At 70.7% G+C, this 25,956-nt stretch carries 21 protein-coding genes and 2 pseudogenes; 14 read left to right on the plus strand and 9 right to left on the minus strand.

The features are described 5' to 3' along the window. Positions 1-10: 10 nt before the first annotated feature. Together ACWDSL_RS01270 and ACWDSL_RS01275 are read right to left on the minus strand one after the other, a co-directional pair. Positions 11-109, minus strand: a pseudogene (locus tag ACWDSL_RS01270) (ferredoxin); the annotation flags it as partial. Continuing rightward, on the minus strand, positions 106-459 hold the full coding sequence (locus ACWDSL_RS01275; RefSeq protein WP_450480454.1) for a hypothetical protein: 354 nt from the start codon (positions 457-459) through the stop codon (positions 106-108). The pseudogene ACWDSL_RS01270 and the gene ACWDSL_RS01275, both read right to left, overlap by 4 nt. 161 nt (positions 460-620) lie before the next feature. On the opposite strand from ACWDSL_RS01275, the gene ACWDSL_RS01280 reads away from it, so the two are divergent. From ACWDSL_RS01280 to ACWDSL_RS01290, 3 genes are all read left to right on the plus strand, one after another. Next, a complete protein-coding gene (locus tag ACWDSL_RS01280; RefSeq protein WP_450480458.1) occupies positions 621-1,274 on the plus strand; it encodes a TetR/AcrR family transcriptional regulator in 654 nt (217 codons plus the stop codon). 180 nt (positions 1,275-1,454) lie between these two features. Then, complete coding sequence (locus ACWDSL_RS01285; RefSeq protein WP_450480460.1) at positions 1,455-2,720, plus strand: cytochrome P450; 1,266 nt, start codon at positions 1,455-1,457, stop codon at positions 2,718-2,720. Between the two features lie 17 nt (positions 2,721-2,737). Next, positions 2,738-3,931 (plus strand): NAD(P)/FAD-dependent oxidoreductase, encoded by a 1,194-nt coding sequence (locus ACWDSL_RS01290; protein WP_450480566.1) that lies wholly within the window; start codon positions 2,738-2,740, stop codon positions 3,929-3,931. Positions 3,932-4,173: 242 nt separating this feature from the next. On the opposite strand, the gene ACWDSL_RS01295 is transcribed toward ACWDSL_RS01290, so the two are convergent. Next, entirely contained in the window at positions 4,174-4,776 is a 603-nt protein-coding gene (locus tag ACWDSL_RS01295; RefSeq protein ID WP_450480462.1) for a TetR/AcrR family transcriptional regulator, read from the minus strand. A gap of 131 nt (positions 4,777-4,907) precedes the next feature. Here ACWDSL_RS01295 and ACWDSL_RS01300 point away from each other — a divergent pair, with 131 nt between their 5' ends. From ACWDSL_RS01300 to ACWDSL_RS01320, 5 genes are all read left to right on the plus strand, one after another. After that, complete coding sequence (locus ACWDSL_RS01300; protein ID WP_450480464.1) at positions 4,908-5,900, plus strand: aldo/keto reductase; 993 nt, start codon at positions 4,908-4,910, stop codon at positions 5,898-5,900. A 176-nt stretch (positions 5,901-6,076) separates the two neighbouring features. Then, complete coding sequence (locus ACWDSL_RS01305) at positions 6,077-6,913, plus strand: CPBP family glutamic-type intramembrane protease (RefSeq protein WP_450480466.1); 837 nt, start codon at positions 6,077-6,079, stop codon at positions 6,911-6,913. Beyond that, the gene (locus ACWDSL_RS01310) at positions 6,910-8,094 is read left to right on the plus strand and encodes a sensor histidine kinase (protein ID WP_450480468.1); all 1,185 of its coding nucleotides are present in this window, start codon (positions 6,910-6,912) and stop codon (positions 8,092-8,094) included. The genes ACWDSL_RS01305 and ACWDSL_RS01310 overlap by 4 nt, the downstream gene beginning before the upstream one ends. Further along, complete coding sequence (locus ACWDSL_RS01315) at positions 8,091-8,750, plus strand: response regulator (RefSeq protein WP_450480470.1); 660 nt, start codon at positions 8,091-8,093, stop codon at positions 8,748-8,750. The genes ACWDSL_RS01310 and ACWDSL_RS01315 overlap by 4 nt, the downstream gene beginning before the upstream one ends. Positions 8,751-9,070: 320 nt before the next feature. After that, entirely contained in the window at positions 9,071-9,364 is a 294-nt protein-coding gene (locus tag ACWDSL_RS01320; protein WP_450480472.1) for a hypothetical protein, read from the plus strand. A 109-nt stretch (positions 9,365-9,473) separates the two neighbouring features. On the opposite strand, the gene ACWDSL_RS01325 is transcribed toward ACWDSL_RS01320, so the two are convergent. After that, positions 9,474-11,780 carry a FlgD immunoglobulin-like domain containing protein gene (locus ACWDSL_RS01325; RefSeq protein ID WP_450480474.1) on the minus strand — a complete coding sequence of 769 codons (2,307 nt, stop codon included), beginning with the start codon at positions 11,778-11,780 and terminating at the stop codon, positions 9,474-9,476. Between the two features lie 416 nt (positions 11,781-12,196). Between ACWDSL_RS01325 and ACWDSL_RS01330 the strand changes: the two genes are divergently transcribed. After that, positions 12,197-13,831, plus strand: a complete 1,635-nt coding sequence (locus ACWDSL_RS01330) for an ABC-F family ATP-binding cassette domain-containing protein (RefSeq protein ID WP_450480476.1) — start codon at positions 12,197-12,199, stop codon at positions 13,829-13,831. 81 nt (positions 13,832-13,912) lie between these two features. Beyond that, the gene (locus ACWDSL_RS01335; protein WP_450480478.1) at positions 13,913-15,574 is read left to right on the plus strand and encodes an ABC-F family ATP-binding cassette domain-containing protein; all 1,662 of its coding nucleotides are present in this window, start codon (positions 13,913-13,915) and stop codon (positions 15,572-15,574) included. A 62-nt stretch (positions 15,575-15,636) separates the two neighbouring features. Here ACWDSL_RS01335 and ACWDSL_RS01340 read toward each other — a convergent pair whose 3' ends face one another. From ACWDSL_RS01340 to ACWDSL_RS01360, 5 genes and pseudogenes are all read right to left on the minus strand, one after another. Beyond that, positions 15,637-17,178, minus strand: a complete 1,542-nt coding sequence (locus tag ACWDSL_RS01340; protein WP_450480480.1) for an ATP-binding protein — start codon at positions 17,176-17,178, stop codon at positions 15,637-15,639. After that, on the minus strand, positions 17,175-17,879 hold the full coding sequence (locus ACWDSL_RS01345) for a response regulator transcription factor (protein ID WP_450480482.1): 705 nt from the start codon (positions 17,877-17,879) through the stop codon (positions 17,175-17,177). Before ACWDSL_RS01345 ends, ACWDSL_RS01340 begins: the two co-directional genes overlap by 4 nt. Positions 17,880-17,927: 48 nt before the next feature. Further along, positions 17,928-18,803 (minus strand): ABC transporter permease, encoded by an 876-nt coding sequence (locus ACWDSL_RS01350; RefSeq protein WP_450480568.1) that lies wholly within the window; start codon positions 18,801-18,803, stop codon positions 17,928-17,930. 171 nt (positions 18,804-18,974) lie between these two features. After that, positions 18,975-19,337, minus strand: a pseudogene (locus tag ACWDSL_RS01355) (ATP-binding cassette domain-containing protein); the annotation flags it as partial. A gap of 194 nt (positions 19,338-19,531) precedes the next feature. Beyond that, on the minus strand, positions 19,532-20,302 hold the full coding sequence (locus ACWDSL_RS01360; protein WP_450480484.1) for an SbtR family transcriptional regulator: 771 nt from the start codon (positions 20,300-20,302) through the stop codon (positions 19,532-19,534). A gap of 87 nt (positions 20,303-20,389) precedes the next feature. Between ACWDSL_RS01360 and ACWDSL_RS01365 the strand changes: the two genes are divergently transcribed. The 4 genes from ACWDSL_RS01365 to ACWDSL_RS01380 all read left to right on the plus strand — a co-directional run bounded on the left by ACWDSL_RS01365 (position 20,390) and on the right by ACWDSL_RS01380 (position 25,954). Further along, positions 20,390-21,304 (plus strand): NmrA family NAD(P)-binding protein, encoded by a 915-nt coding sequence (locus ACWDSL_RS01365; protein WP_450480486.1) that lies wholly within the window; start codon positions 20,390-20,392, stop codon positions 21,302-21,304. Between the two features lie 96 nt (positions 21,305-21,400). Then, a complete protein-coding gene (locus tag ACWDSL_RS01370) occupies positions 21,401-22,804 on the plus strand; it encodes an alpha-amylase family glycosyl hydrolase (protein WP_450480488.1) in 1,404 nt (467 codons plus the stop codon). Continuing rightward, a complete protein-coding gene (locus tag ACWDSL_RS01375) occupies positions 22,797-24,209 on the plus strand; it encodes a glycosyltransferase (protein ID WP_450480490.1) in 1,413 nt (470 codons plus the stop codon). Before ACWDSL_RS01370 ends, ACWDSL_RS01375 begins: the two co-directional genes overlap by 8 nt. After that, on the plus strand, positions 24,206-25,954 hold the full coding sequence (locus ACWDSL_RS01380; RefSeq protein ID WP_450480492.1) for a GMC oxidoreductase: 1,749 nt from the start codon (positions 24,206-24,208) through the stop codon (positions 25,952-25,954). Before ACWDSL_RS01375 ends, ACWDSL_RS01380 begins: the two co-directional genes overlap by 4 nt. Positions 25,955-25,956: the final 2 nt, after the last annotated feature.

Genomic DNA, 25,956 nt, shown 5'->3' on the forward strand with positions numbered 1-25,956 from the left:
GCCGGTCCTCGATGATGCCGTCCTCGTCGCGCCGGTCGAAGACGTCCGGTGCGGCGAGTACGCGACTCCCGGCGGCGCAGCACCTGTCCTCGTCCGCCGTGCCCTTCACGGTCGCTCCCTTCCTGTGGGTCGGCCTGCGTTGCCGGTCCGTACGGTCGGTACGGAGGCTTCGGCGGGGCGGGTCACCATCGCACCGGCACCTCGCGCAGGCCACCGACGGTGAGCCCTTCGATCTGCCGCAGCCGCGTGACCGGTACGGCCAGGTCGAGGCTCGGCGGCTTGTGCGGCAGGGTTGGGGCTGCGGGTGAGGCCCATCGCGTCCGGGTCGGCGGAGGTCCGCTCGTCGCGGTTGGCGGCGGACAGACCCCAGAAGGCGGTGGTGCCTCCCGGCAGCACCGCCCCGTCCACCTCGTAGTCCTCGGTCAGCCCCTCGCCCTCCGCAGGCAGAGATCGCGCCACGGTCGCGCCCGTGGGAGAGGCTGGACGGGAAGGTGGCCTGAATCGGTCGGGTCATTGCGTACGCTTTCGTCGTTTGACCTCGCCGACCTGGTCGAGGATCCGCGGCGGCTTGGGGGACGGGCCTTCGCGGACTGGCGTGATGTCCCGAGGCGGTGGTGGCGATGGCCGACAGGACGAGACGGGACGAGCAGGTCAGTGCGACGCGGGTGGCACTCCTGGACGCGGCGGAGCGGCTGTTTGCCGAGCGCGGGGTGCATGCGGTCGCCAACCGTCAGATCAGCGAGGCCGCCGGGCAGGGCAACAATGCCGCGGTCAGCTATCACTTCGGCACGAAGGTCGATCTGGTGCGCGCCATCGCCCGTCGGCATGCGGAGCGGGTGGAGGTCGGCCGTGTGCGCATGCTGGACGCGATCGGGGAGTCCGCTGATCTGCGGGACTGGGTGGCCTGTGCGGTCCGTCCGGTGACCGAGCACTTGGCGGCTCTCGGCGCGCCCAGCTGGTATGCGCGGTTCATCGCCCAGGTGTCGGCGGATCCGGCGCTGCGTGCCGTCACGGTGGAGGAGTTCGCGGCCGGGTCGCCGTCGATGCGGCGGTTGCAGGAGGGGCTGGAGGGCTGTCTGCCCGATCTGCCGGCCGAGGTGCATGCCGAGCGTGCGGCCATGACGCGTCACTTGATCGCGCAGATGTCCGCGGAGCGGGAGCGTGCCCTTGCGGACAACGCGCCGACTGCCCGGGCCAGTTGGCAGGGGGCGGCGAATGGTCTGATCGATGCCATCGTCGCCCTGTGGCGGGCGCCGTTCACGCGCGAGGGCTGACCGGCCGAACCGTTCGGCGCGCCTCCGTTCGTGGGGCGGGCCGGATCCGGCCATAAGTTAAGTCAACGGGTTGACTTAATCATCTCGACTGGTGTTGCCTGGTCTTCGGCGATGTCGAGTTCGATCTCTCGCTGGAGCATCTCCGAGCCCCCGAGCGCCCCCCACGATCGAGGAGAAGCAGTGACCGGTGCGGCAGGCAACACGACGAGTGGAACCCCGCTGGACACCCCGGAGTACGACATCGTCAGGTCCGCACGGTGTCCGCTCGATCCGGCCCCCGCGATGCGGGCACGGCAGGCGGAGGGCCCGCTGGTGCGGATCCGGCTGTGGGACGGGACCCTCGCCTGGCTGGTCACCGGTTGGGAGGAACACCGGTCGCTGATGTCCGACCCGAGGGTCAGCGTGGACCCTTTCCGGCCCGGTGCGCCGAAGCTCTCCCCCGGGGAGGTGAAAGTGATCGACGCCCTGAAGAAGGAGGGCAAGCGGTCGACCGGCACCAGCTTCATCTTGATGGACGATCCCGAACACGCCCGGCTGCGGCGGATGGTGACGTCCGCGTTCACCATCAAGCGGGTGGAGGCGCTGCGGCCACCCACCCAGAAGATCACGGACGATCTGATCGACACGATGCTCGCCGGTCCCAAGCCGGTCGATCTGGTCGAGGCGCTGGCGTTGCCGGTGCCGTCGCTGGTGATCTCCAATCTGCTCGGCGTGCCCTACGACGACCATGAGTTCTTCCAGGCCAACAGCAAAACCATCATCAACCGGGAAACGACCGCTGAGGAGCGTGCGGCGGCCCGCGGGCGGCTGTCCGAGTACCTGGACGGACTGCTGGGGGAGAAGCTGGCCCACCCCCGCGAGGACCTGCTCTCCGGGCTCGCCGAGCGGATCAAGGCCGGTGAGCTGGACCGGGAGGACGCGACCGAGATGGGGGTGCTGATGCTGTTCGCGGGGCACGAGACCACCGCGAACATGATCACGCTCGGCACGCTGGCCCTGCTCCAACACCCCGACCAGTTGGCCCTCCTCCGGGACACCGAGGACCCGAAGCTGATCGCCTCGGCGGTCGACGAGCTGCTGCGCTACCTCACCATCACCCACGGCGGGCAGCGCCGGGCGGCGCTGGCGGACATCGAGATCGCCGGTCAGGTCATCCGCGCCGGCGAGGGCATCATCCCGGTCAACGAGATCGCCAACCGGGACCCGTCCGTCTTCCCGGACCCCGACCGGCTGGACATCCGGCGGGACGCCCGCCGCCATGTGGCCTTCGGATTCGGGATCCACCAGTGTCTGGGCCAGCCGTTGGCCCGGATGGAACTCCAGGTCGTCTACCCCACCCTCCTGCGGCGGATCCCGACCCTGGCCCTGGCCGCGGACCTGGCGGAGATCCCCTTCAAACACGACGGTTTCGTCTACGGGGCCTACCGGCTTCCGGTGACCTGGTGACGCGGGCGATGGCGCCGATGCTCAGGAATGTGGTGATCGTAGGAGCCTCGGCCGCCGGACTGGCCACGGCTGAGGCCCTGCGCAACAAGGGATACGACGGGAGCCTCACCCTCGTCGGCGACGAGCCGCATCTGCCGTACGACCGGCCGCCGCTGTCCAAACAGGTCCTGTCCGGCGACTGGCAGCCGGAGCGGGTGCGGCTGCGTGACGATCAGGCCATCGGCAGGCTGGACGCGGACTTCCGACTCGGGCGTCGTGCAACCGGGTTGGACATCGTCAGGCGGAGGGTCCTGCTGGACGGCGGCGACCGCCTCGCGTACGACGCCCTGGTCGTCGCCACCGGCGTCACCCCGCGCCGACTGCCCGGCGACGATCTGGCGGGCGTGCATGTCCTGCGTACGCTCGACGACGCCCTCACGCTCCGCACTCACCTGCTGGCCCGGCCGAAGGTCGTGGTGGTCGGCGCCGGGTTCCTCGGGGCCGAAGTGGCGGCGGTGGCCCGCACCATGGGGCTGGACGTCACACTGGTCGACCCGCTCCCGGTGCCCATGCACCGGCAGTTCGGCGACCGGATCGGGGCACTCGTCGGACAGCTGCACAGCGATCACTCGGTCGCACTGCGCCTGGGCGTCGGCGTGGCCCGGTTCCTGGACTCCGCCGGCCGCGTGGTCGCCGTCGAACTCGCCGACGGTACGAAACTCGACGCGGACTTGGTCGTGGTCGCCGTGGGATCCACACCCGCGACCGGCTGGCTGTCCGACTCCGGACTGCCCCTGGGCAACGGCGTGGAATGCGGCGCCCGCTGCCAGGCCGCGCCCGGTATCTACGCCGCCGGGGACGTCGCGTCCTGGCACAACCCGCACTTCGGTGTGCGGATGCGCATCGAACACCGCCTCAACGCCACCGAGCAGGGCATGGCCGTGGCCGCGGACCTCCTTGGCGAACAGCGCCCCTTCGCCCCCGTTCCCTACTTCTGGAGCGACCAGTACGACGCCCGTATCCAGGCCTACGGCATCTTCCCCGGCGACGCGGACGTGACGATCGTGCACGGCAGCCCGGACGACCGCAGCTTCGTCGCCGCGTACGGCCACGAGGGCAAGGTCGTCGGAGTGCTCGGCTGGAACAGCCACCGTGAACTGCGCAAACACCGGCAACTCGTCGTCGACCACGCTCCCCACCCCGCCACGCGCACACCGGAGGGAGAGCAGTAGCAGTCGCGTAGGACCACCCGTCGACGACCTGGAGCCCGCCCGATGAGCACCGCCGCAGTGAACGAGTCCGCGGCCCTCGGAAGTCTCGCCGTCGGCACGGCCATGCTGGCGGCCGTCCTGCTGAAGCCGGTGACGCTGCGGACCAGCCTCGACTCGTCCGAACCGGCCGATCCGAAGCAGCGAGGCTCAGGTAGAAGGCCACGCACTCCGGAACTGAAACGGTCGGCGGGGCGGGAGCGGTGTCACAGCCGGTCGGGGTGGGGGGTGCCCGCGCCGCGGAGCAGGGTGTCCACGACGAGCGTCGCGAGGGTGGCGGTGTCCTGCTCGTTCCTGTTCTGCGCGGCCTCGTGGATGAGGGCGTAATAGACGCGGCGGGTCCACGGGATGTCGATGTCGGCGCGCAGGACACCCGCCTCCTGGGCCCGGCGGAACAACCGCTCGCAGGTGTCCCGTACATCGCTGTGGACGCGCGCCACCTCCGGGTTGACCGAGGATGCCTGGCTCATTGCGAATCCCCAACTGACCTTGACGCCAAGGACGTTCGCGGTCGTCTGGTAGAGAGCGACCAGCGGCGGAGCCGTGTCCGGGTGGGCGGCGTCCACCGCTGCGGCGAACCGCTCGGTGGCCCACCCGGCCAGGGCGTCGATCAGCGCCTCCCGGGTGGCGAAGCGCCGGTGCACGGTGGTGCGGGCGACGCCGGCGGCTTCGGCGATCTGCTCCATCGTGGCCGCGGGGTCGCGGCTGAGGGTGCGCTCGGCCGCCTCCAGGATCGCCGTCATCGTCCGCTCGGCGTCCGCGCGCAGCGGTCGGCTGCGGGCGGGGGGCGACTCCCTCTGCGTCTTCATGGGGGAAGCATACGGCAGTGTCACGGTTCACTGGATACTTGCGTCATCGGTGTTGCAAGTCGTACCTTCATCGCATCCTGCTTGACGCGAATACGGCGCGACTAGTGACATCTCCTGAAAGGTTGGAGCACGTGGAGTACACCCGCCTGGGCCGCAGTGGCCTCTCGGTGTCCCGGCTCGTCCTCGGCACCATGAACTTCGGGTCGCGAACGTCCGAAGAGGACAGCGGCGCGATCATGGACCATGCGCATGAGTACGGCATCAACTTCTTCGACACGGCCAACTCGTACGGCGCGCAGCAAGGTGAAGGCCTCACCGAGCAGATCCTCGGCCGGTGGTTCGCCCAGGGTGGTAGCCGGCGCGAGAAGACCGTCCTCGCCACCAAGGCCTACCTGCCGATGGGGGACCGGCCCAACGAAAGAGGGCTGTCCGCGCTGCACATCCGGCGCGCGGTCGACGCGTCACTGAAGCGGCTGCAGACCGACTACATCGACCTGTACCAGATGCACCACATCGACCGGGACACCCCGTGGGAAGAGATCTGGGAGGCGTTCAGCGTCCTTCGCCAGCAGGGAAAGGTGCTCTACTTCGGCTCGTCCAACTTCGCCGGCTGGCATATCGCGCAGGCGCAGGAGGCCGCCCGGTCGCGGCACTTCCTCGGGCTGGTCAGCGAGCAGTCCATCTACAACCTGATGAGCCGCTGGGCCGAGCTGGAGGTGCTGCCCGCCGCGCGCCACTACGGGCTGGGCGTGATCCCGTGGTCGCCGCTGCACGGCGGTGTACTCAGCGGTGTGCTGCGCAAGCAACGTGAGGGGCTGACCGGCCGCAGCGGCTCGGGGCTGTGGGCCGCCGCGTTCGCCGAGCAGCGGGAAGCGGTCGAGGCATACGAGAAGTTGTGCGCCGACCTCGGCGAGGACCCGGCCCACGTCGGCCTGGCGTGGCTGCTCGCGCAGGACGGAGTGACCGGGCCGATCGTCGGACCGCGGACGGTCGAACAGCTCGACGGCACCCTGCGCGCACTGGAGATCACCCTCGACCACGACACCCTCGCCAAGCTGGACGAGACCTTCCCGCCGCCCGCACCGAACGGGGCGAAGCCCGCGCCCGAGGCGTATGCCTGGTGAGCGGTGGCGGACGCGTACTGGGCCCGCGTCCGTCGTCACGTGGGCAGGGCGCCGGTCCGTCCCCCGTGCGAGCTACGCGCAAGTGTCCACCGTGTGGTGACGATTCCGGGCCCGCCGATCCGTAGCGTTCGGTGCCGCCGCGGCGCTCCGGCCGCGGATCTGGCGAAGGAGTCTTCATGAGGCTGGTTTGGCAACTGGTGGCCGTCGCGGCGGTCGCCTTCCTCGGCGGCCAGGGCCTTGCCGCGGTGGAGGGGAACCCGTGGCTCAAGCTGGCCATCGGCGTCCCGACAGCCGTGCTCGCGGTGTTCGTCTACGGGTGGGTGGTGCGGCGGACCGAGCGCCGCCCGTCCACGGAAGTGGCCCGGGAGGGTGCCGGGGCCGCGATCGGCCGGGGGGTGCTGATCGGCTTCGTGATGTCCGGGTTCGTCATCGCGAATATCGCCTTCCTCGGCTACTACAAGGTCAACGGCCTGGGCTCGCCGACGGGCGCGGTGGGGCTGTTCGGCTTCATGGCCGCCGCCGCGGTGACGGAGGAACTGATGTTCCGCGGTGTCCTGTTCAGGATCGTCGAGGAGCGCATCGGCACCTGGATCGCGCTGGCGCTGACCGGTGTGCTGTTCGGGCTGTCGCATCTGCTCAACCCGCACGCCAGCCTGTGGGGCGCCATTGCCATCGCGATCGAGGCCGGTGGCATGCTCGGCGCCGCGTACGCCGCCACGCGCAACCTGTGGGTGCCGATAGGACTGCACTTCGGCTGGAACTTCGCCATCTCCGCCATCTTCAGCACCGAGGTGTCGGGCAACGGCACCCCGAAGGGACTGCTGGACTCCGCGACATCGGGCCCGGCGCCGATCACCGGTGGCGACTTCGGCCCGGAGGGAAGTCTGTACACGGTGCTGTTCGGTGTGCTGGTGACGATCGTGTTCATGTGGCTGGCCCGCCGCCGCGGCCATCTGATGCCCCGCCGTCGGCGCGCCGTCGAGGTTGCCGCCACCGCTACACTCGCCCGGTGATCAGTTCTCGGCGGATCCCGGAGACGTGGCACCGGTTGGATGTCACGGTCCGGGATCTCCCGCTCGGCCTGCTGATCCTCGCCGCGTCGCTCCTGCCGGCGTCCCAGAACCACGGGACGCAGCTCGGCGGCCTCGCGGCCCGCCCCTTCGACGCGCCGGCCATCTTGGCAGTCGCCCTCCAATGCCTGCCGCTCGCCATGCGCCGGCGGTGGCCGGTCGTCTGTCTCTCCCTGGTGTCGCTCGGCTTCGCCGTCGACCAGCTCCGTGGCTACCACTCGCTCGCGGGGACCGCGATGCCCATCGCGCTGGTGACCGCCGGGTCCCATCTGGAGCGGCACCGGCGCGCCACCGTGCTGCTCTTCTCCGTGGCGTACGTGCCACTGGCGGTCGCCCTCTACCAGCTCGGATCGGGCGAGCCGCCGAGCGAGTTCGTGACGTATTACCTGGCCCTGGCCCTCGCGTGGGGCATCGGGGGGTGGCTGCGCTCCACCCGGGCCGCGGAGGCCGAACGCCGCCGCCGCGTCGCAGAGGACACCCGCGCCGCCGAACGCGCCCGTATCGCCCGCGAGTTGCACGACGTCGTCACCCACCATGTGACGGCGATGGTCGTACAGGCCGAGGCGGCACGGTATCTGACCGCCGCGCCCGACCGCCTCGACCAGGCCCTGACCGCGGTCACCGATGCCGGCCGGCGGGCCACCGCCGATCTGCGGCATCTGCTCGACCTGATCAATCCCGACCACGGCTCCGGACCGGCCAGGACACCGCCCGTCGGCAGGCTGCTCACGCTCGTGGAGCAGACGCGCCGGGCCGGGCAGCCGGTGGAGTTCACCGAGGAGGGCACGCCCGCGGAGTCGACCGGCAGCGCCGACCTCGTGGCCTACCGGGTCGTTCAGGAGGCCCTGACGAACGCCCTCAAGTACGCCCACGGCAACCGCACCTCGGTCAAGGTGTGCCATGGCGAGAAGGACATCACCGTGGAGGTCGGCACGGACGGCTCCGGCTCGCCGGCCGGCTCGTCAGCCGGCTCGCGGACCGGCTCCCTCGGCGGGAGTGGTCGGGGCCTGGCCGGTCTGCGCGAACGGGTCGACGTCCTGGGCGGCGACTTCAGCGCGGGCGCCGCCCCGACGGGCGGCGGCTTCGTCGTCCGGGCCCGGATACCCGCGGGGGGCCCGTCGTGACCGCACCGATCCGGGTCCTGGTCTGCGATGATCAGGTGCTGGTCCGCACCGGGCTGGTGACGATCATCGACGCCCAGCCCGACCTCGAGGTGGTGGGCGCATGCGCGGACGGGCAGGCCGCGGTCGACCTCGCCGGCCGGCTGCGCCCGGAGGTCGTGGTGATGGATGTACGCATGCCGGTGCTCGACGGTATCGAGGCCACCCGTCTGCTGGCCGGCGCCGGGGTGCCGCATCCCGTCAAGGTGCTCGTGGTGACGACGTTCAACCTGGACAAGTACGTGTACGAGGCGCTGCGTGCGGGGGCGAGCGGATTCCTGCTCAAGGAAGCCCCGCCGTCCCAACTGCTGCACGGGATCCGGACCGTGGCCACCGGCGCGGCGCTGCTGGACCCCGAGGTGACGCGCCGGCTCGTGGGCACGTACGCCGCCCGGATCCGGCCCGCCGAGGACACTTCGCGCGATATCCCGCTGACCCCGCGCGAGCTTGAGGTCCTGCGCCTCATCGCGGACGGCTTCTCCAACAGTGAGATCGCCGCGGTCCTTCAGATAAGCCACGAGACCGTGAAAACCTTCGTGTCGCGCATCCTCACCAAACTCGATCTCCGCGACCGCGTCCAAGCGGTGGTCTATGCCTACCGCCAAGGCCTGGTGACCTGACGCGCCACGTGGGCGGTGACCGCGCCATGTGGGCGGCGGAAACTCGTGTGACTGTGGTCCACCTGCTTCTGAAGAGCTGCCCCGTAATTCTCCGAGTGCCCGTAACCCGGACAGCTGAGCATCGTTGAACTGGACAGAGGGTGCCGTGTTCGCGGATGAGTTGCGGGCTCGTACCGCCCGGCCCTGGACGTCCGGCCCGCTGGCGGAGCGGGCCCGGGGCGCGCTGGCCGCACACCATGCCGAGGTCAAGCGCTGGACCAGCCGCTATCTGGAACTGGCGGACATCGCGGACACCCGCCGGGATGTCTGGGTGCCGACCCATGGCGAGCCGCACAACGACAATCAGGTCGTGGTTGCCGGGCGGTCTCAAGCTTGTCGACTGGGAGTCGCTGGCTCTCGCGCCGCGCGAGCGGGACTACGCCGATCTGCTCGATACGGACGAGAGCGGCGGTTTGGCCGCCGACCCCGCGATGGCCGAACTGTTCGCGCTCGACTGGCGGCTTGCCGAGATCGTCGACTACGCACGCTGGTTCAGCGCGCCACACACAGGTACGGACGACGACCGCATCGCGCTGGAAGGGCTGTACGAGGAACTGTCGGACGCCGCCGGCTGACCCCGCCACCGAGTGCGGGGAGGCGGAGCGCGGCGCTTGCCGCGCTCCGCCGACCGAAACTTCGGTGATGTAGGGCGTCAGGATTTCATGCCGGGTGAGTCGCCCGGCCTCATGAACCGGTGACCGTGAGTGCCCCGGACACGCTGACGGGGTCACCCTGACCGTCCGCCGGAGTGGCGGTGAGGGTCCAGGTGTAGGCGCCTTCGGGGGTGGTGGCGCCGTCGGTGGTGGTGCCGTCCCAGGAGGCGTTGACGGTGCTCGCGGTCGACTCGCCGCTCCAGGTGTGCACCTCGGTGTCGGTGTCGTCGTTGTGCAGCGTCAGCTTCCAGGACGCGGCCGGCTTGGACAGCCACCACTGGGCGTTCCAGGCGGCGGTCTCCTCGCCGCGGTCCCAGGTGGCGGGGACGCTGCGGTCCGGGACGGAAAGCGCGGAGACGCCGTGCTGGGGCGCGAAGATGTGCACGGTTTCCGCCCGGTCGACATAGGCGAGCTTGCCCGCGCGGCGGTCCACCGCCCAGGTGATGCCTCGGCTGTCGGCGGCGGAGGTGGGCTTCAGCGCGAGGACGGAGCCCAGATCGGTGGTGGTGCCGTCCTCGTTGAGGCCGGTCAGGGTGAGTGCGCCGTCGACAGAGTTGTGGCCGGCGAGGAAGCCGTCGCCGAGGAGGACTTCGTCGGCCGGGGCGGGGTAGGTCAGCCCGGAGGCCGGGTCCTGGACACCTGCCTCGCCCTGTTCGGGGCAACTCCAGTAGAGAAGCGTGCCGTTGCTCTGCAGCTCCTCGGGTGTGCAGGAGGCGCCGAGCGTCACGGTGTCGGTCTGCTTCCCGGTACGCAGATCGGTGGCGATCACGGTGCCGGGCCGGTCCGGGGACGGCGTCCAGAGGGTGGCGTAGTCCAGGGCCGCGGCCTGCGGGGCCTGTTCCTTGACGATCCGGTCGCGGACGATGTCGATGACGTACTGCCGCTTGTACGGGCCCTGCGACTCGTAGAGGACGTACTCGGGGGAGACGTCCAGGATGCGGCCGTCCGCGGCGGGCAGCGGGAGCCGGTCGACCGGCTGGTCCGGGTCGTCACCCGTCACCAGTACGTCCGTGCCGCCGTTGTCCGGGTCCGCCACCAGCCGGGCCAGGCCCTCGTCGCCGCCGTCGGCGAACCGCCCCGGTGCGGAGTCGCCGTGGACGGGCAGATCGTCCCCGGCGGACGGGTCCAGCGAGGCGCCGATGTCCTTGCCGTGCAGCCGCTGTGTCTGCTGCAGTGCGTTGACGTAGCGGACGGTGCCCCGGTCCAGGCCGAGCGCCTGGATCGAGCCGTACGCCACCGTGACCGGCGCCACCACGCGCAACTGCTGATCGAATACGAGCCCGCTGCCGTCCACCGTGAACCGGTGGATGGCCCGCGTGCCGTCCGCGTCGCGGCCCAGGGCGGTGAGCGTGCTGTTGGCCCCCTGCAGACCTTGTTCGACATCGGCGAGCAGGACGCGCGAGGTCTCCGCCCCGTCGATCGGCGTCAGCCGCAGCGGTCCGCGGTCACCCTCGTGCCACAGCACGTTCCGGCCCACCGTGTAGGCGGTGATCTCGCTGTCGGCGGACCGCGGTGTGAGCGGGACGACCCGCGGCGTCGTCGTGCTGCCGTCGCGCGGCAGCACACGCACCCCCTGCTCGTCCTGGCGGCTGAACCATGTCACCGTGTCGCGCGTGAGGCGGAAGCTGCTCGCCTCACCGGTGACCGGCAGCGGCGCGACCGCGCCGGTGATGCCGTTGAGGATGCCGTAGCCGTGGGTGGAGCCGGTGCGGTAGCGGATGAGGAGCGAGGTGCTCTCGCCGCCGAGCACCACCGGCTCGGACTCGGCGGTGGCGTCCGCGGGCAGCTGCACCTGCACGTCGTAGGGGGTGTCCCCGGCGCGGGCCCGCAGCACCCGCAGTTCGTATGTGCCGTCCTCCAGAGTCCGGGTGGCGAGGACGAACCCGCCGTACACCTGGGGGTGTGCGTAGCCGTCCGGCAGTCGCAGGGTGGACTTGGTGTTCTGGTCGACGTTGAGCAGAGTGATCGTGGTCGCGCCGTCCGCGGCGGTGGTGGCGTAGGCGACCCGGTTGGACTGATCGTGGCTGGAGAAGATCGACTCCCGTTCCACACCGTCCAGCGCCTTCACGGGAACGGTCTGGCGGTTGTAGGTGTTGGTCCACAGATAGCTCGTGGAGCCCTGCTCCTGGTGCAGCACACCGGTGTCGCCGGTGGACAGCAGCGTCTCGGCCCGATCCGCGTAGGCATCGGGCGACGGGATGGCCACCTCGGTGGCGTCGGCCGCGTGGGCGGTGGCCGACGGCAGTGTTACGGCCACGCCCGAGGCGAGCGTGAATGTGGCCGCGACCAGCGCCGCGGAGTGCGCCGAGCGTCTGAGACGCGATTGCCGCAGGTTCATTTCCATATCCCCCTCGCTGATCGACCGGTGGCGATCAGCCGCCCCCGGTCACCCACGGACCTGCCGACCAGGCGAGGCCCACGTCAGGGTAAGGACAACTCCCTTATCGCGGCGGCTTATGGCGGCTCTTGCGGAAGATTGCGCATCCGGTGGACCAGCACCGGGTGATCCGATAAAGCATTCGGACCGCCGCGAGCCTGCTGTTACGGTGGTGCGGACGTATTCGTGTATCGAGGAGCGGTCGACATGGTGGGTGACGACGACATCTGCGGGTGATCCCCGGATGTGAGCGGCCACCGGCTGGTGCACAGGAGCACCGCTGATGTGGTCTCGCAGTCGTTCCCTTTTTCTGTCTGCCTGTCTGCCCGGGGCAGAGGTCTCTTTCCTCCCCCTCTCACATCGCACGAGGTCACCCCATGTCCGATGCTGCCATCGTCTGCTCGAACGTCTCCTTCGCCTGGCCTGACGACACACCCGTCTTCCAGGACCTGTCCCTGACCGTGGGCACCGGCCGTACGGGGCTGGTCGCTCCGAACGGCTCCGGCAAGAGCACCCTGCTCAAGCTGATCGCCGGCGAGCTGCGGCCCGGCGCCGGCTCCGTCTCGGTGCAAGGCACCCTCGGCTATCTGTCCCAGAGCCTCCCCCTCACCGGCGAACTCACGGTGGCCGAGGTGCTGGGCGTGGCCGCGGTGATCCGGGCCATCGACGCCGTCGAGTCCGGCGACGTCGACGAGAAACACTTCACGACCATCGGCGACGACTGGGACATCGAGGAGCGCACCCGCGCCCAGCTCGACCGCCTGGGCCTGACCGACCTCACCCTGGACCGGCGGCTCGGCACGCTCAGCGGCGGTCAGGTGGTCTCCCTCGGGCTCGCGGCCCAGCTGCTCAAGCGGCCCGATGTGCTGCTGCTCGACGAGCCCACCAACAACCTCGACCTCGACGCGCGCCACAAGCTCTACGACGTGCTGGAGGACTTCAACGGCTGTCTGCTGCTCGTCAGCCACGACCGGGCCCTGCTCGACCGCATGGAGCGCATCGCCGAACTCGGCAGCGATGAACTGCGTTTCCACGGCGGCAACTTCACCGCGTACGAGGAGGCGGTGCGGGCCGAGCAGGGCGTCGCCGAGAAGAACCTGCGCAACGCCGAACAGGAGCTCAAGCGGGAGAAGCGGGAGATGCAGCAGGCCCGTGAACGCGCCGAGCGCCGCGCCGGCAACGCCGCCCGCAACCTCAAGAGCGCCGGACTGCCCCGTATCTTCGCCGGCAACATGAAGCGCGGAGCCCAGGAGTCCGCGGGGCGGGCGGGGCAGATGCACGCGTCCCGGGTCGGCGAGGCCAAGTCCCGGGTGGACGAGGCGGGGCGTGCGCTGCGCGACGAACAGCGCATCACCCTGGACCTGCCGGACACCGATGTGCCCGCCGGGCGCAACCTCTTCCTCGGCGAGGCCATGCAGGTCCGCCACGACGAGCGGCCCGTGTTCGCCGGCAAGGGCGTCGATCTGACGATCCGTGGGCCCGAACGTATCGCGCTCACCGGGACCAACGGAGCGGGCAAGAGCACACTGCTCCGGCTGATCAACGGCGATCTGACGATGGACAGCGGCGAGATCAAGCGCGCCGACGGGCGGATCGCCTATCTCTCGCAGCGGCTGGACGTGCTGGACCGCAGCCGTACGGTCGCGGAGAACTTCGCGGCCTTCGCCCCTCAGCGGCCACAGGCCGAGCGGATGAACCTGCTCGCCCGCTTCCTCTTCCGCGGTGCCCGGGCACATCTGCCGGTCGCGGTCCTCTCCGGCGGCGAACTGCTCCGCGCCACCCTGGCCTGTGTCCTGTGCGCCGAACCGGCCCCCCAGCTGCTGCTCCTGGACGAGCCGACGAACAACTTGGACCTGGTGAGCGCGGCGCAGCTGGAGAGCGCCCTCGGCTCCTACCAGGGGGCTTTCGTGGTGGTCAGCCATGACGAGCGGTTCCTCGCGGAGATCGGCGTCGACCGGTGGCTCCGGCTGGCCGACGGCGAGCTCACCGAGACGGGCACGCCCCAGCGGTAGCGGGTCGGCCCGCGCCGACCGGGCCCGCGCCGAGGTGTGCCACCCCGCGGGCCGAACAACCATCACCTGGGACGGACCACCATGCCCCAATCACCCCTGCTCGCCCATGACCTCGTCCGCACCCTCGGCAGCAGACGGGTGCTCGACGGCGTCTCCCTCGTCGCCTCCCCCGGACACCGCATCGGGCTGATCGGGGAGAACGGTGTCGGCAAGTCGACTTTGCTGCGCCTGCTCGCCGGGGTGGACGAACCCGATGCCGGGCGGGTCGAGCGCCCGGCCGATCTGGGCTTCCTCCAGCAGGAGATGCCGTTCGACGCCGAGGCGACCATCGCCGACGTCATGGACGACGCCCTGCGCGAGACGCGCGAGGACCTCGTCGCGCTGGAACGCCTCTCCGACGAGCTCGCCCGAACACCACAGGACGCCCCCGGCTACGCGGCGTTGCTGGAGGCGTACGGCGGGCGGCTGGAGCGGGCCGAGGAGCGTGAGGCGTGGGACGCCGACCGGCGGGCCGCGCTCGTCCTGGACGGGCTCGGCCTCGGCGCGGTCGGCCTCGGTACGGTCGGGCAGGATCGCGCCCTCGGGTCGCTCTCCGGCGGTCAGCGCGGCCGGCTCGCGCTGGCCGCCCTGCTGGTCCGACGGCCCTCGGCGCTGCTGCTGGACGAGCCGACCAACCACCTCGACGACGGCGCCGCCACCTTCCTGGAGGAGCAGGTACGCGGTCTGCCCGGCGTTGTGCTGCTGGCCGGCCATGACCGTGCCTTTCTCGACGCCGTCTGCACCGACCTGATCGACCTCGACCCGGCCGTGGCCGGCCCGGTCCGCTACGGCGGCAACTACAGCGCCTACCTGTCGGAGAAGCACGCCGAGCGGGAACGCTGGGAGCGGCGCCACGCCGAGGAGCAGCAGGAACTCGAGGCGCTGCGGCACACGGCCGGTGTCACCGCCCACACCTTCGCCCCGAACCGCGGGCGCAGGGACAACGAGAAGATGGGCTACGGCCACCGCGCCGGCCGGGTGCAGCACCAGATCTCACGCCGGGTGCGCAACGCCACCCGCAGACTGGAGGAACTGGAGCGCACACAGGTCGGCGCGCCGCCACCGCCCCTGCGGTTCCAGCACACCGCGCTCGCGAAGGAGTCGGCGGACGGCACCTTGGTGGCGCTGCGCGACGCGCGGGTCCCGGGCCGCTTGGCCGTCGGGCGTCTCGATGTGGTGGCGACGGACCGGCTGCTCGTCACGGGCGGCAACGGAGCGGGGAAGTCCACGCTGTTGGGCGTGCTCGCCGGGCGGCTCGCCGTACAGGGCGAGGTACGGCGGCGGCGCGGGCTGACGGTGGGGCTGCTGGCCCAGGACACCGTATTCGACCGGCCGGAGCGTACGGTCCGGGAATCCTACGAACTCTTCCTCGGCGCCGAACGGGCGCAGGCCGTCCCGCTGGACTCATTGGGCCTGATGCACACGGCCGACCTGGACAAGGCGGTCGGCCAGCTGTCGGTCGGTCAGCGGCGCCGCCTCGCGCTGGCGCTGCTGGTCGCGCGCCCGCCCGCGCTGCTGCTGCTCGACGAGCCCACCAACCACCTCTCGCCGCGGCTGTGCGACGAGTTGGAGGACGCCCTGGGGTCCGGACCCGGCGCGATCGTCGTGGCCAGTCACGACCGGTGGCTGAGAAAGCGCTGGCAGGGCCGGGAGCTCCGGCTGGACTCCGGCGCGCCGCCAAACGTTGCCGGAGTGTTCGGATAGGCCGCCGTCGGCCGGTTCGCCCGGCGGCGGTGACTCGTACTGCGGGCCGCTGCCTCGGGCGCTCAGCCGTGCAGGGGAAGGAGTACGCGGAAGGTGGCGCCCTCGCCCGGGGCCGTGTGGACCTCCACCCGGCCGTGGTGGGCCGTCACCAGGGAGTCGACGATCGCGAGACCGAGACCCGCGCCTCCGCTCTCGGTGCGGCCGCGGGCGCCGTCCGCGCGGTAGAAGCGGTCGAAGACACGGGCGGCCTGCTCCTGGGACATTCCCGGACCCTCGTCCCGCAGCTCCAGAACCGCCAGGCCGTCCTCGGCGCCGACACCGATCCGGACCGGGGTGCCGGGTGGCGTGTGGGCCACCGCGTTGCCGACGAGGTTGGTGGTCACCTGCCGCAGTCTCGCCTCGTCGCCGAGCACCGGCGCGCCCCCCGGCGGGCCGCCGCCGGGGCCGGTGAGGGTGACGGGGCGGAGCGGATCGAGCGCGCGGAGGTCGTGCAGGGCGTCGGCGGCCAGGGTGCGCAGATCCATGGGGGTGGGCCGGAGCGGGAGGTCCGCGGCGGCGGCGTGCTCATCGAGGCGGGCGAGCAGCAGCAGGTCTTCGACCAGCCGGACCAGCCGAGCCGCTTCCCGTTCGATGCGGTTCATCGCGGCGTCGACATCGGTGCGCTCGGGCATGCCGCCCATCCGGTACAGCTCGGTGAACCCCTTGATGCCGAAGAGGGGGGTACGCAGCTCATGGCTGGCGTCCGCGATAAAGCGGCGCATGAGCTCGGCGGCGGCGGCTCGCGCGGCGTCACTCGCCTCGATCCGGTCCAGCATCCCGTTGAGCGCCGTGGCCAGCCGGCCGAGTTCGGTACGGGAGGCGGCCAGCTCGGGGACCCGGCTGGACAGGTCGCCGTCCGCGATGGCCGCCGCGGTGGTCTCGATACGGCGCAGCGGACGCAGCCCGCCGCGCACGGCGAACCACCCGACCACGGCGAGCAGAGCGAGCACCAGGGAGTCGATCACCAACATCCGGGCGCCGAGCTGCGTGATCGTCGAGTCGACCTCGGCGAGCGAGCTTGCGACGACGATGCTGTGGGCGTCGGCGGCCCGCGCCTTCGGCCCCGTGGGCGCTCCCTCCGTCGGGTCGAGCGGTACGGCGATCACCCGCCAGGATTCGTCGCCGTCGACGGCCGGGGCTTCGAAGGGGCGGAGGTCGCGTTCGCGGACGGCCGCGGCGCCGAGCGGGGGCAGCTCGGGAGCGCTGTGCGCGGCCGGCCGGATGACCCGCCGCACGCGGCCGTTCGAGCCGAGATCGGCGAGATAGACATCACCGGTCAGGTGCTGCTCCACGGTGGAGCGCAGCTGCGGTGCCTGGTCGCCCGCCGCGCCGGACGGATCGGCCAGGCGCGCGGTGACCGTGGCGGCGGCGCGGAGCCGGTCGTCCAGCTGATGCACCAGGTCCCGCTGGAGCAGGGCGACGACCAGGGCGTTGCTGCCGAGCAGGGCGACCACGAGCAGCAGCAGGGAGATCGCCAGCAGCCGGCCGCGCAGCGAGAAGCGGCCGCGCAGCGAGAACCGACCGCGCAGTGAGAAGCGGCTGTCGCGCAGGGGGCTCTTGTTCACTGCCGGGGCCTGCGGAGCACATAGCCGGTGCCGCGCACCGTATGGATCATCTTCGGCTCGTCCAGGTCCACTTTGCGCCGCAGATAGCTGATGTAGGAGGCGACGATGCTGTCGTCGCCTCCGAAGTCGTACTGCCAGACCAGCTCCAGGAGCTGGGACTTCGACAGCACCTGCCCGGCGTTCTCCATCAGCACGCGCAGCAGGCTGAACTCGGTCGGGGAGAGCTGCACGGGGCGCCCGTCCCGGGTCACCTGATGGCTGTCGGGGTCCAGCTCCAGACGGCCGACGATCAACCGCCCGTCGGCCTGTCGGCCACTGGTGCGGCGCAGAATGGCCCGGATGCGCAGAACCAGCTCGTCCAGGTTGAAGGGCTTGGTGACATAGTCGTCACCGCCCGCCCTGAGCCCGCTGATCCGGTCCTCGGGCGCATCGCGGGCGGTGAGGAACAGCACCGGCGGATGCCCCGCCGCCGCGGTGGGATGCTGCCCGCGCAGCCTGCGGACGACCTCGAAGCCGTCGAAGTCGGGCAGCATCACATCCAGCACGATCAAGTCGGGACGCTGCTCGCGCACCGAGGCCAGCGCCTGCGTGCCGGTCGCGACCGGCGCCACGGCGAATCCGGCCAGCCGCAGGCTCGCGGACAGCAGTTCGCGCACCGTCGGCTCGTCCTCCACCACCAGTAGCCGTTCCGAAGCCGTCATCCGTCCCGTCCCCACCCGATCGTTCCGCTGGTTCATTCTCCCGGCCCGCTATGCGTCGCGCTTGCGGAAGACGATGAACGCCACCGTCAGCAGGGCCGCGACACACCCCGCCATGACGCCGAGCCCGGACCAGGGAGCCAGCAGCGCCGGATCACGGTAGCCGGTGATGATCTGTCCGCCCGCGATGGACGGCCAGTACTTCTCCACCCAGTCGTCGACCGCACCGGGCAGGGCCGGCGCGAACGCCTGCACGATCAGCATGGTGCCGAACAGGGTCGTCACCGTCGCCGTCGTACTACGGATCACCGTGCCGATCGCGAGCCCGAACAGGGCGGCGAGTGTGAGATAGAGCCCACCGCCCCAAATCCCGCGCAGCGCCTGAGGATCGGACAGACCGAGGTGCGGGGCGTGCGCACCCGCCAGCGCCGCCTGCCCGACGAGAAAGCCGCTGAGCGACACCAGCAGCCCGACCGGCAGCGCGACCACGATCAGGACCGCGGCCTTGGCGGCCAGCACCCGGGCCCGGTGCGGTACGGCGGTCAGCGTGCTGACGATCGTGCGGGCACCGTACTCGGAGGTGATCACCAGACCGCCCAGCAGGCCGAGGGCGATCTGCGCCACCAGATAACCGCGCAGGCTGGTGGCCAGCGGGTCGAAGGCGGCCCGGTCGGCGGCCGTCATGCTCGCGTAGTCGCCCCCGGCGGATGTGCCGTTGAGGGAGGCCAGGCCCACACAGAACGCCAGGGTGCCGAGGATGACGAAGCCGGTCGACCGCATGGTACGGATCTTGATCCACTCGGCGCGCAGGCAGTGCGGGAACGTCGCCCGGCCGGCCGGTGCCGGAGGCTTCCGGCGCCCGCGCGGCGCCTCCGGCGTCAACTCGTCCCCTACGGCCGTCCAGGTGTCCGCGACACTCCCGCTCATCGGCTCGTCTCCATCGCTGAGTTCTCTGAGTTTTCTGCGTTCTCCGCGTGATACTCGAGGGCATCGCGGGTCAGATCCATGAAGGCCCGCTCCAGCGACGGCTGCCGGGGCGTCAGCTCGTGCAACTCCACTCCGCCGACCGCGGCCAGCGCACCGATCTCGGCGGCGAGCCACGCTCTCGAGCCCGACCTCCGCCAGCACCGCCGCAACCCGGCTACGCGGAATCCCGTTGCCGGCCGCCAGCGCCAGTAGATGATGGTAGGCCGTACGGCTGGGCAGCACCGCGCCCGCGTCCAACAGCGCACCGACGGCCTTCAGCGGTGCCGGCTGCGCGGAATACGGGCGCCCGCCGACCGTGGCGGTCCCCGAACTGGCGGCGTCCAGACCCAGGATCATCCGCAGTGTGGTCGACTTCCCGGCACCGTTGGGACCGAGGAACCCGGTCACTTCCCCTGGGCGGACGGCGAACGTCAGGCCGTCCACGGCCAGGACCTCCCCGTAGCGCTTGGTGAGTCCGCAGACTTCGATCATCATGACTCCAGAGCCGATGGTGTGCGTGGTGCGCGCGGTCGCCGCGCGCACCACCTCACAGTGATCCGCTCTTCTGGGCCGGATGTGCACGAGTCTGGGTGCGCCATGGGAACCGGGAGGCCCGTCCGGCGGAAACCGCCAGGTCACGGCGGCCGGCCCGGCGGCAACTCACAGAAACTCACAGAGTGATGGCGGGGTCAAACGGCGGGACGGCGCCGGTGGGCGCGCTGGCGGCAGGTCGGGCCGCAGTAGCGGGCCGGCCGTCCGGTGGCGTGGACACGCAGCGTCGCACCGCATTCCACGCAGTACTTCAGGGCGCTGGTTTCGTGACGGGGGAGGGCGGACGGGTCACGGAAGGGGTCGGCTTTCGTGACGGGGTGGGTACGCAATCCGTCGAGCAGTATCCGCACCAGCCAGGTGCCGCGTGCCGGGTCCCGGTGTGCCGAACGCACTGCGACACCGCCCATGGCCAACGCCGACAGATCGTCGGCCCGTACGTCGGGGCGTATCGCACCGGCCTGTTTCGCGTCGCGCAGCAGGTGCTCAAGCGCCTGGTGGAACCGCTGTCCCGCGGCGGCCAGCACGGCGCGCGGCCAGCTCTGGTCGGCGGTGAGCGCATCACAGAAGTGGCGGCGGCCCATCGACTTCTCGGCCACTTCGAGCAGAAACCCGAACAGCGCGTCACCGGGCGCGGCGCGGGCGGACCACCGGTCGGCGGCGGCCACCAAACCCTCGACGTGTTCGGCGAGTACCGCCTCGATCAGGATCTCCTTGGTCGGGAAGTGCCGGTAGACGGTCCCGGCGCCGACCCCGGCGCGCTGCGCGATCCGGCCGAGTGACACTTCCAGCCCCTCCTCGGCGAATACGCGCATCGCCGTGCTCAGTACGAGCGCTCGGTTGCGGCGGGCATCCGCGCGCCCGGCGGTTGCCGCACCCGGCGCCGCTGTTGTGTCCGGTGCTGCTGTCATGTCACGAAATCCTTGTCCGCGGGGTCGAAACGGGTGGAGCATCCCGGATGACGTTCAGCATCCTCCACCTTCTCCGGAAAGGCCACCATGACCACCACGACACCGGCCAACCCCGACGCCCCGATCCTCGTCACCGGCGCCACCGGTAAACAGGGCGGCGCCACCGCCCGGAGGTTGCTGGCCGGAGGGTGGCCGGTACGAGCCCTGGTGCGCGACCTGACCGCGCCCGCCGCTGCCGACTTGGCCGCCGCGGGCGCCCAACTCATGCGCGGTGACTTCGACGACCCGGCCAGTCTGCGGCCCGCGCTCGACGGCGCCTCCGCCGTGTTCGGCATACCGCCCGTGTCCTACGGACCGACCGGTCCCGAAACGGAGCTCGAAGCGGCCCGCGGCAGGCGGCTGATCGACGCCGCGGCCGCTGCGGGGATCGAGCAGATCGTGTTCAGCACCGTTGCCTCGGCATCGGCTGCTTCGCGGGGTTCTGAGGGGAAAACGATGATCGAGGAGTATCTGCGCGACCACATCGCACTGCCCACCGTATTGCGCCCCGTCCGGTTTATGACCAACTATCTCGGCGTCGGGAGGATCGGTATCGACGGCATTTCCCACGGCGTACACCGGCACCTTTTCCCGCCGCACGAGCCCATGCAGATCATCGCGCTGGAGGACATCGCCGAGTTCGCCGCCCTCGCGTTCGCGGACCCGGCCCGATTCGCCGGCCGCACCCTGGAACTGGCCGGCGACGAGCCGACGCCGGTCGAGGCCGCTGCCGCGATCGCCGAGGCCACCGGCGCTCCGATCCGGTACGAACAGCTCACCGACGGCGAGGCCGCCGCGCTCGGCCCGGAAATCGCCGAGACCAAAAAGCGCTGGGAGGCCGGTCACCGCTGGCACGCCGATATCGAGGCACTACGCGTCATTCACCCCGGACTGCGCACCCTCACCGACTGGCTCACCGAATCCGGCGCCGCCGCCATCCGCGCCCATTTCACCACGTCCTGACTCCGAAGATCTGGCCGAAACCGGTGTTCGGCGGGTGTGTGTCCTGGGGTAGCCCGTAAGTGACAGGAGCATGACACACACCTGGGAGGTCGAACGTTGGGGGATCCGGAATGGTGGCAGAACGCGGTGATCTACCAGTTGTACGTACGCTCATTCGCGGACTCCGACGGCGATGGCGTGGGCGACATTCCCGGCATCGTGTCTCGTCTGGACTACCTTTCCTGGCTCGGAGTGGACGCCGTCTGGTGCACCCCCGTGACCGCTTCTTCCAACCATGACCACGGTTACGACGTCACCCACTACCGGGCCATCGAGCCATCGCTCGGCACCATGGAGGATTTCGACCGGCTCATCGCGGAGGCCGAAAGCCGAGGCATCCGGGTGCTGCTCGACCTGGTGCCCAACCACACCAGCATCGACCACCCATGGTTCACATCCCCGCGCACCAGGCGCTCCTACTATGTCTGGGCCGATCGCCCCAACAACTGGGTCAGTTCACTTCATATCCCGGCGTGGTCGTACGACGAGGCCGAAGGCTCCTACTACCTGCACAGCTATCTGCCGCAGCAGCCCGATCTGAATTGGTGGAACGACGATGTGCGGGCCCAGTTTGATGACATTCTCGCCTTCTGGTTCGACAAGGGTGTCGCAGGCTTCCGGATAGACGCCTGCTACGTGATATTGAAGGACCGTCAGCTGCGCGACAATCCTGTCGCGCGCAAAGGCGACCACATGTGGGACCTCAACCGCGGACAGCGGCCCGTCCACAGCGCCCATCAGCCCGAAGTCCACGATGTCCTACGGCGATGGCGGGCGGTAGCCGACCGATATGACCCGCCGCGGCTGCTGATGGGAGCCACCTGGGTGCCAGAACCGGCCGACCTGGTGGCCTACTACGGCAAGGGCGACGAGCTGCAACTGCCGCAGTACTTCCAGCTCATCTTCTCGGACTTCGACGCCGACGCCCTGCGCTCGTGTGCGGAGACCTGGCTGGAGACACTGGGCCCCGGCGACACTCCCGTGTGGCTCGCCTCGAACCACGATCTGTCGCGTTTTCCCACCAGATGGTGTGACGGCGACGACCGTAAGACCCGCCTCGCCCTGGCGATGCTGCTGACCCTGCCGGGCGCATGTGTGCTGTTCCAGGGCGATGAGATCGGGATGGAGGACACCGTCGTCCCGGTCGCACGGCTGCGTGACTCGGCGCCGTGGCCGCGCGACGCCAGCCGTACGCCCATGCCGTGGCAACGGGGACACCTGGGCGGATTCACCACCGGGGAGCCCTGGCTGCCGCTCGGTGACACGGAGCGCAACGTCGCCGATCAGATGACGGACCCCGACTCGGTGCTGAACGAGACCCGCAGGCTCATCGCGCTCAAGAAGCGGCTCACCGGATCGTACAGACCACTGCCCGCCGAGGACGGCCACTGGCGCTATCGGCGCGGGGCCGTCGCCGTGGACCTCGACTTCGCCGGATCGGCGGTGTGTATCGATGGCTGAGATCACCACCGTGGAGGTGCCGACTCCACGAGACACACGGGCCACCCAGGGCGGGGTTGTCGGGGCGGCGCTGGACGCCCTCGACGGCCGCACCATCTGGCACATCAACACCACCGCGGTCGGTGGCGGGGTCGCCGAGCTGCTGCGCTCCGCGATGTCCCGGCACGCGGAGGCGGGGATGCGCGCCCGCTGGCTGGTCATGAACGGGGACCAGGAGTTCTTCGGCATCACCAAGCAGTTGCATCACCTCTTCCACGGCAGCCCCGGCCATGGACGGCCGATGGGCGAGGGTGAGTTCGCGGCGTACGAGCGCACGACAGGGGAGGCCGCCGCCCGGGCGCTTACCCAGATGACCCCCGGCGACCTCGTACTGCTGCATGATCCGCAGACTCTCGGGATGGCGCCGGCGCTGCGGCGAGCGGGCATGCGGGTGGCCTGGCGGAGCCATATCGGCACCTCGTTCCCGGGCCCTGAGGTGACCGTCGCCTGGACGTTCCTGAGGCCCTTCCTGAAGGAGCCGCTGCGCTGCGTCTTCTCCCTGCCGGACTACGTTCCGCCGGGCCTCGACCCGCAGCGGGTGGCGATCATCGCACCGGCCATCGACGACGTGTCGGACAAGTGCCGGCCCATGGGGGAGGCGGAGGTGCGCGGCGTGCTGGCAACCGTCGGGCTGCTCGGCTCGCCCGGCCCCACCAACCTGGGCGAAGAGGTAGCGGCATACGCGGGCCGACGCGTCACGGTGTGGCAGGACGAGCCGGTGCCGCCCGGCGCTCCGACCGTACTGCAACTGGCCAGGTGGGACCCGCTGAAGGACATGGCGGGCACCCTGACCTCCTTCATCCGCCACATCGATCCCGCCACCCGCGCGCATTTGATCCTGGCCGGTCCCGACCCGGCCGATGTCGCGGACGACCCGGAGAACATGGCCGTGTTCGACGCGGTCCTGCGGGACCGCGCGGCGCTCCCGGCCGATGTACGCCGACGTGTTCACCTCGTCGGCCTGGGGCTCGCCGACGACACCGCCGAACTACGGGCCAATGCCCTGATCGTCAACGCGTTGCAGCGCTACGCGACGGTCGTCGTCCAAAAGAGTCTGGAAGAAGGGTTCGGGCTGGCGGTGGCCGAGGCGATGTGGAAGGGGCGCCCGCTGGTGGCGAGCGCGGTCGGAGGCATCCGCGCCCAGGTGACACACGGTGTGACCGGCCTTCTGGTGGACGACCCCACCGATCTCGCGGCGTTCGGCCGACAGGTCGGGCGGCTGCTCGGCGACGAGGCGCTGCGCGACAGACTGGGACGGGCCGCACATGACCACTGTGCGCCGCGCTATCTCGCGGAACGCGAGTTCCGCGACCACGCGTCGCTCTATCTCGACCTGTGCGGCGCCCCCACGGCGGTCAGTCGGTGAGCGCGCCCGGCGCCCGGCTGGCACCGCGTCAGGAACCAGAAGTCATCATCATCGGGGCAGGCACATTCGGCTCGGTTCTCGCCTGGCAGCTCGGCCGGGGTGGTGGCAGCGTGCCCACGCTGCTGCTGGAGTCCGGTCGGCTGGAGCGGACCGAGCATGTGCAGAACGCCCCGTTGGCCACGGAGACCGTGCCGCCGCCGTCCCCGCCCGACGCGGTGGCCGATGCCCCGCCCGCGGGGAACGGCCGATGGCGAGTGCCGTGGCGTTCCCCTCTGCCGTACCACGGCCTTGCCTACGGGGTCGGCGGACGGTCGTTGTTCTGGGGCGCCTACTGCGTATGGCCGGTGCTCGACCAGGACGGCATCAGGGACCGCTGGCCGGCCCGCGTGAGGGCCGAACTCACCGACCGCTACCTGCCCGCTGCGGCGAACCTGCTGGGCCTCCCGCGCACCGCACCGCACTTCGACGGCGAGCTCAACCGCCGACTGCGGGGGCGGCTGCTCGGCGCGCTGGCCGGGAACCATCTGCCGGGACTGGTCCGGCCGAACGAACTCCCCGCTCCGCCGTACGCACCTGACGTCGGTGGCAGCCACCGGTACAGCTGTGTGTCACGGCTGAACATGCCCCTGGCGATCGACGCCGTCGAGGACGCGGACGGGGGATCGCCGCGGCTGGTGCGGTTCAGTTCGGCGCCGCTGCTGACCGAACGGCTCGGCGACGGCACCGGCGACCTGGAACTGCTCACCGACTGCCATGTCGTCGGGCTCCAGGCGAGTGGTGGCAGGATCACGGCGATCGACACCAGCCGAGGGAGGCTGCGGGTGCCCGATCGCGCCCGGGTCGTTCTCGCGGTGGGCACCATCGAGAACGCCCGGCTCGTACTCGGCGCCGACGGCCTGCCGCACACCGCACACCGCGCGCACCACCTGACCACCCATCTGCGATCCAACCTCACGGTGCGCATTCCCTTCCCCTTCGACCCCCGCCCGGGGCCCGGGCGGGAGTGGGGCGCCGCCGCGCTGCATATGCGTGGCGGGTGTCGGCGCCCGTCGGGGCCCGATACGCGCTTCCACCACCAGATCACCGCGTACGCAGTCGGGTCGTTGCCCGAGGAGGCCGCCCGGCGGCTCTACACTGAAACGCCCAGATACGACGTGGAGGCGTTGGATCGGATGCTCCGTATCCCGCCGCGGCATCTCGTCGTCACCCTCGCCAGTGTGGGGGAGATGGCAGCGGACGGCACCGGCGAGGTGAGTCTGCTCGACGAACGGGATCGGTACGGCGCCCAGCTGGCGTATGTACGGCTGTCGCCCGGGCCGGCGGATCGGCGGACCTGGGATGCCATGGATCGCTCGGCCGATGCCGCCGTGCGAACTCTGGTCGGTGACGGCCCCGTCGAGGTGTTGCGCTCGGGGCGGTTCGTATCTGTCGCCGGCCGTCGGCCTGTGGCCCTGCTGGAACCGACGGAGCGGCGAGAACCCCTTGGCTGCGGCCACCATGAGATGGGCACCCTGCGCATGGGTGATGATCCCCGCGATGCGCACACCGACGCCGACGGGCGGATCCACGCCACACAGAACCTGTATGCCGCCGGCCCGGCGCTCTTCCCCGCACTCGACTCGGCCGGCCCGGTGCTGCCGGGAGTCGCGCTGACGCTCCGCCTCGCCGATCATCTGCGGCACACCGTCCCCCGAGGACGGGCGGTGCCGGAGCCGAGGCGGGAAACGGAGCGGTCCGGTGCGTGAGG

The organism is Streptomyces sp. NPDC000941 (genome assembly GCF_053599555.1).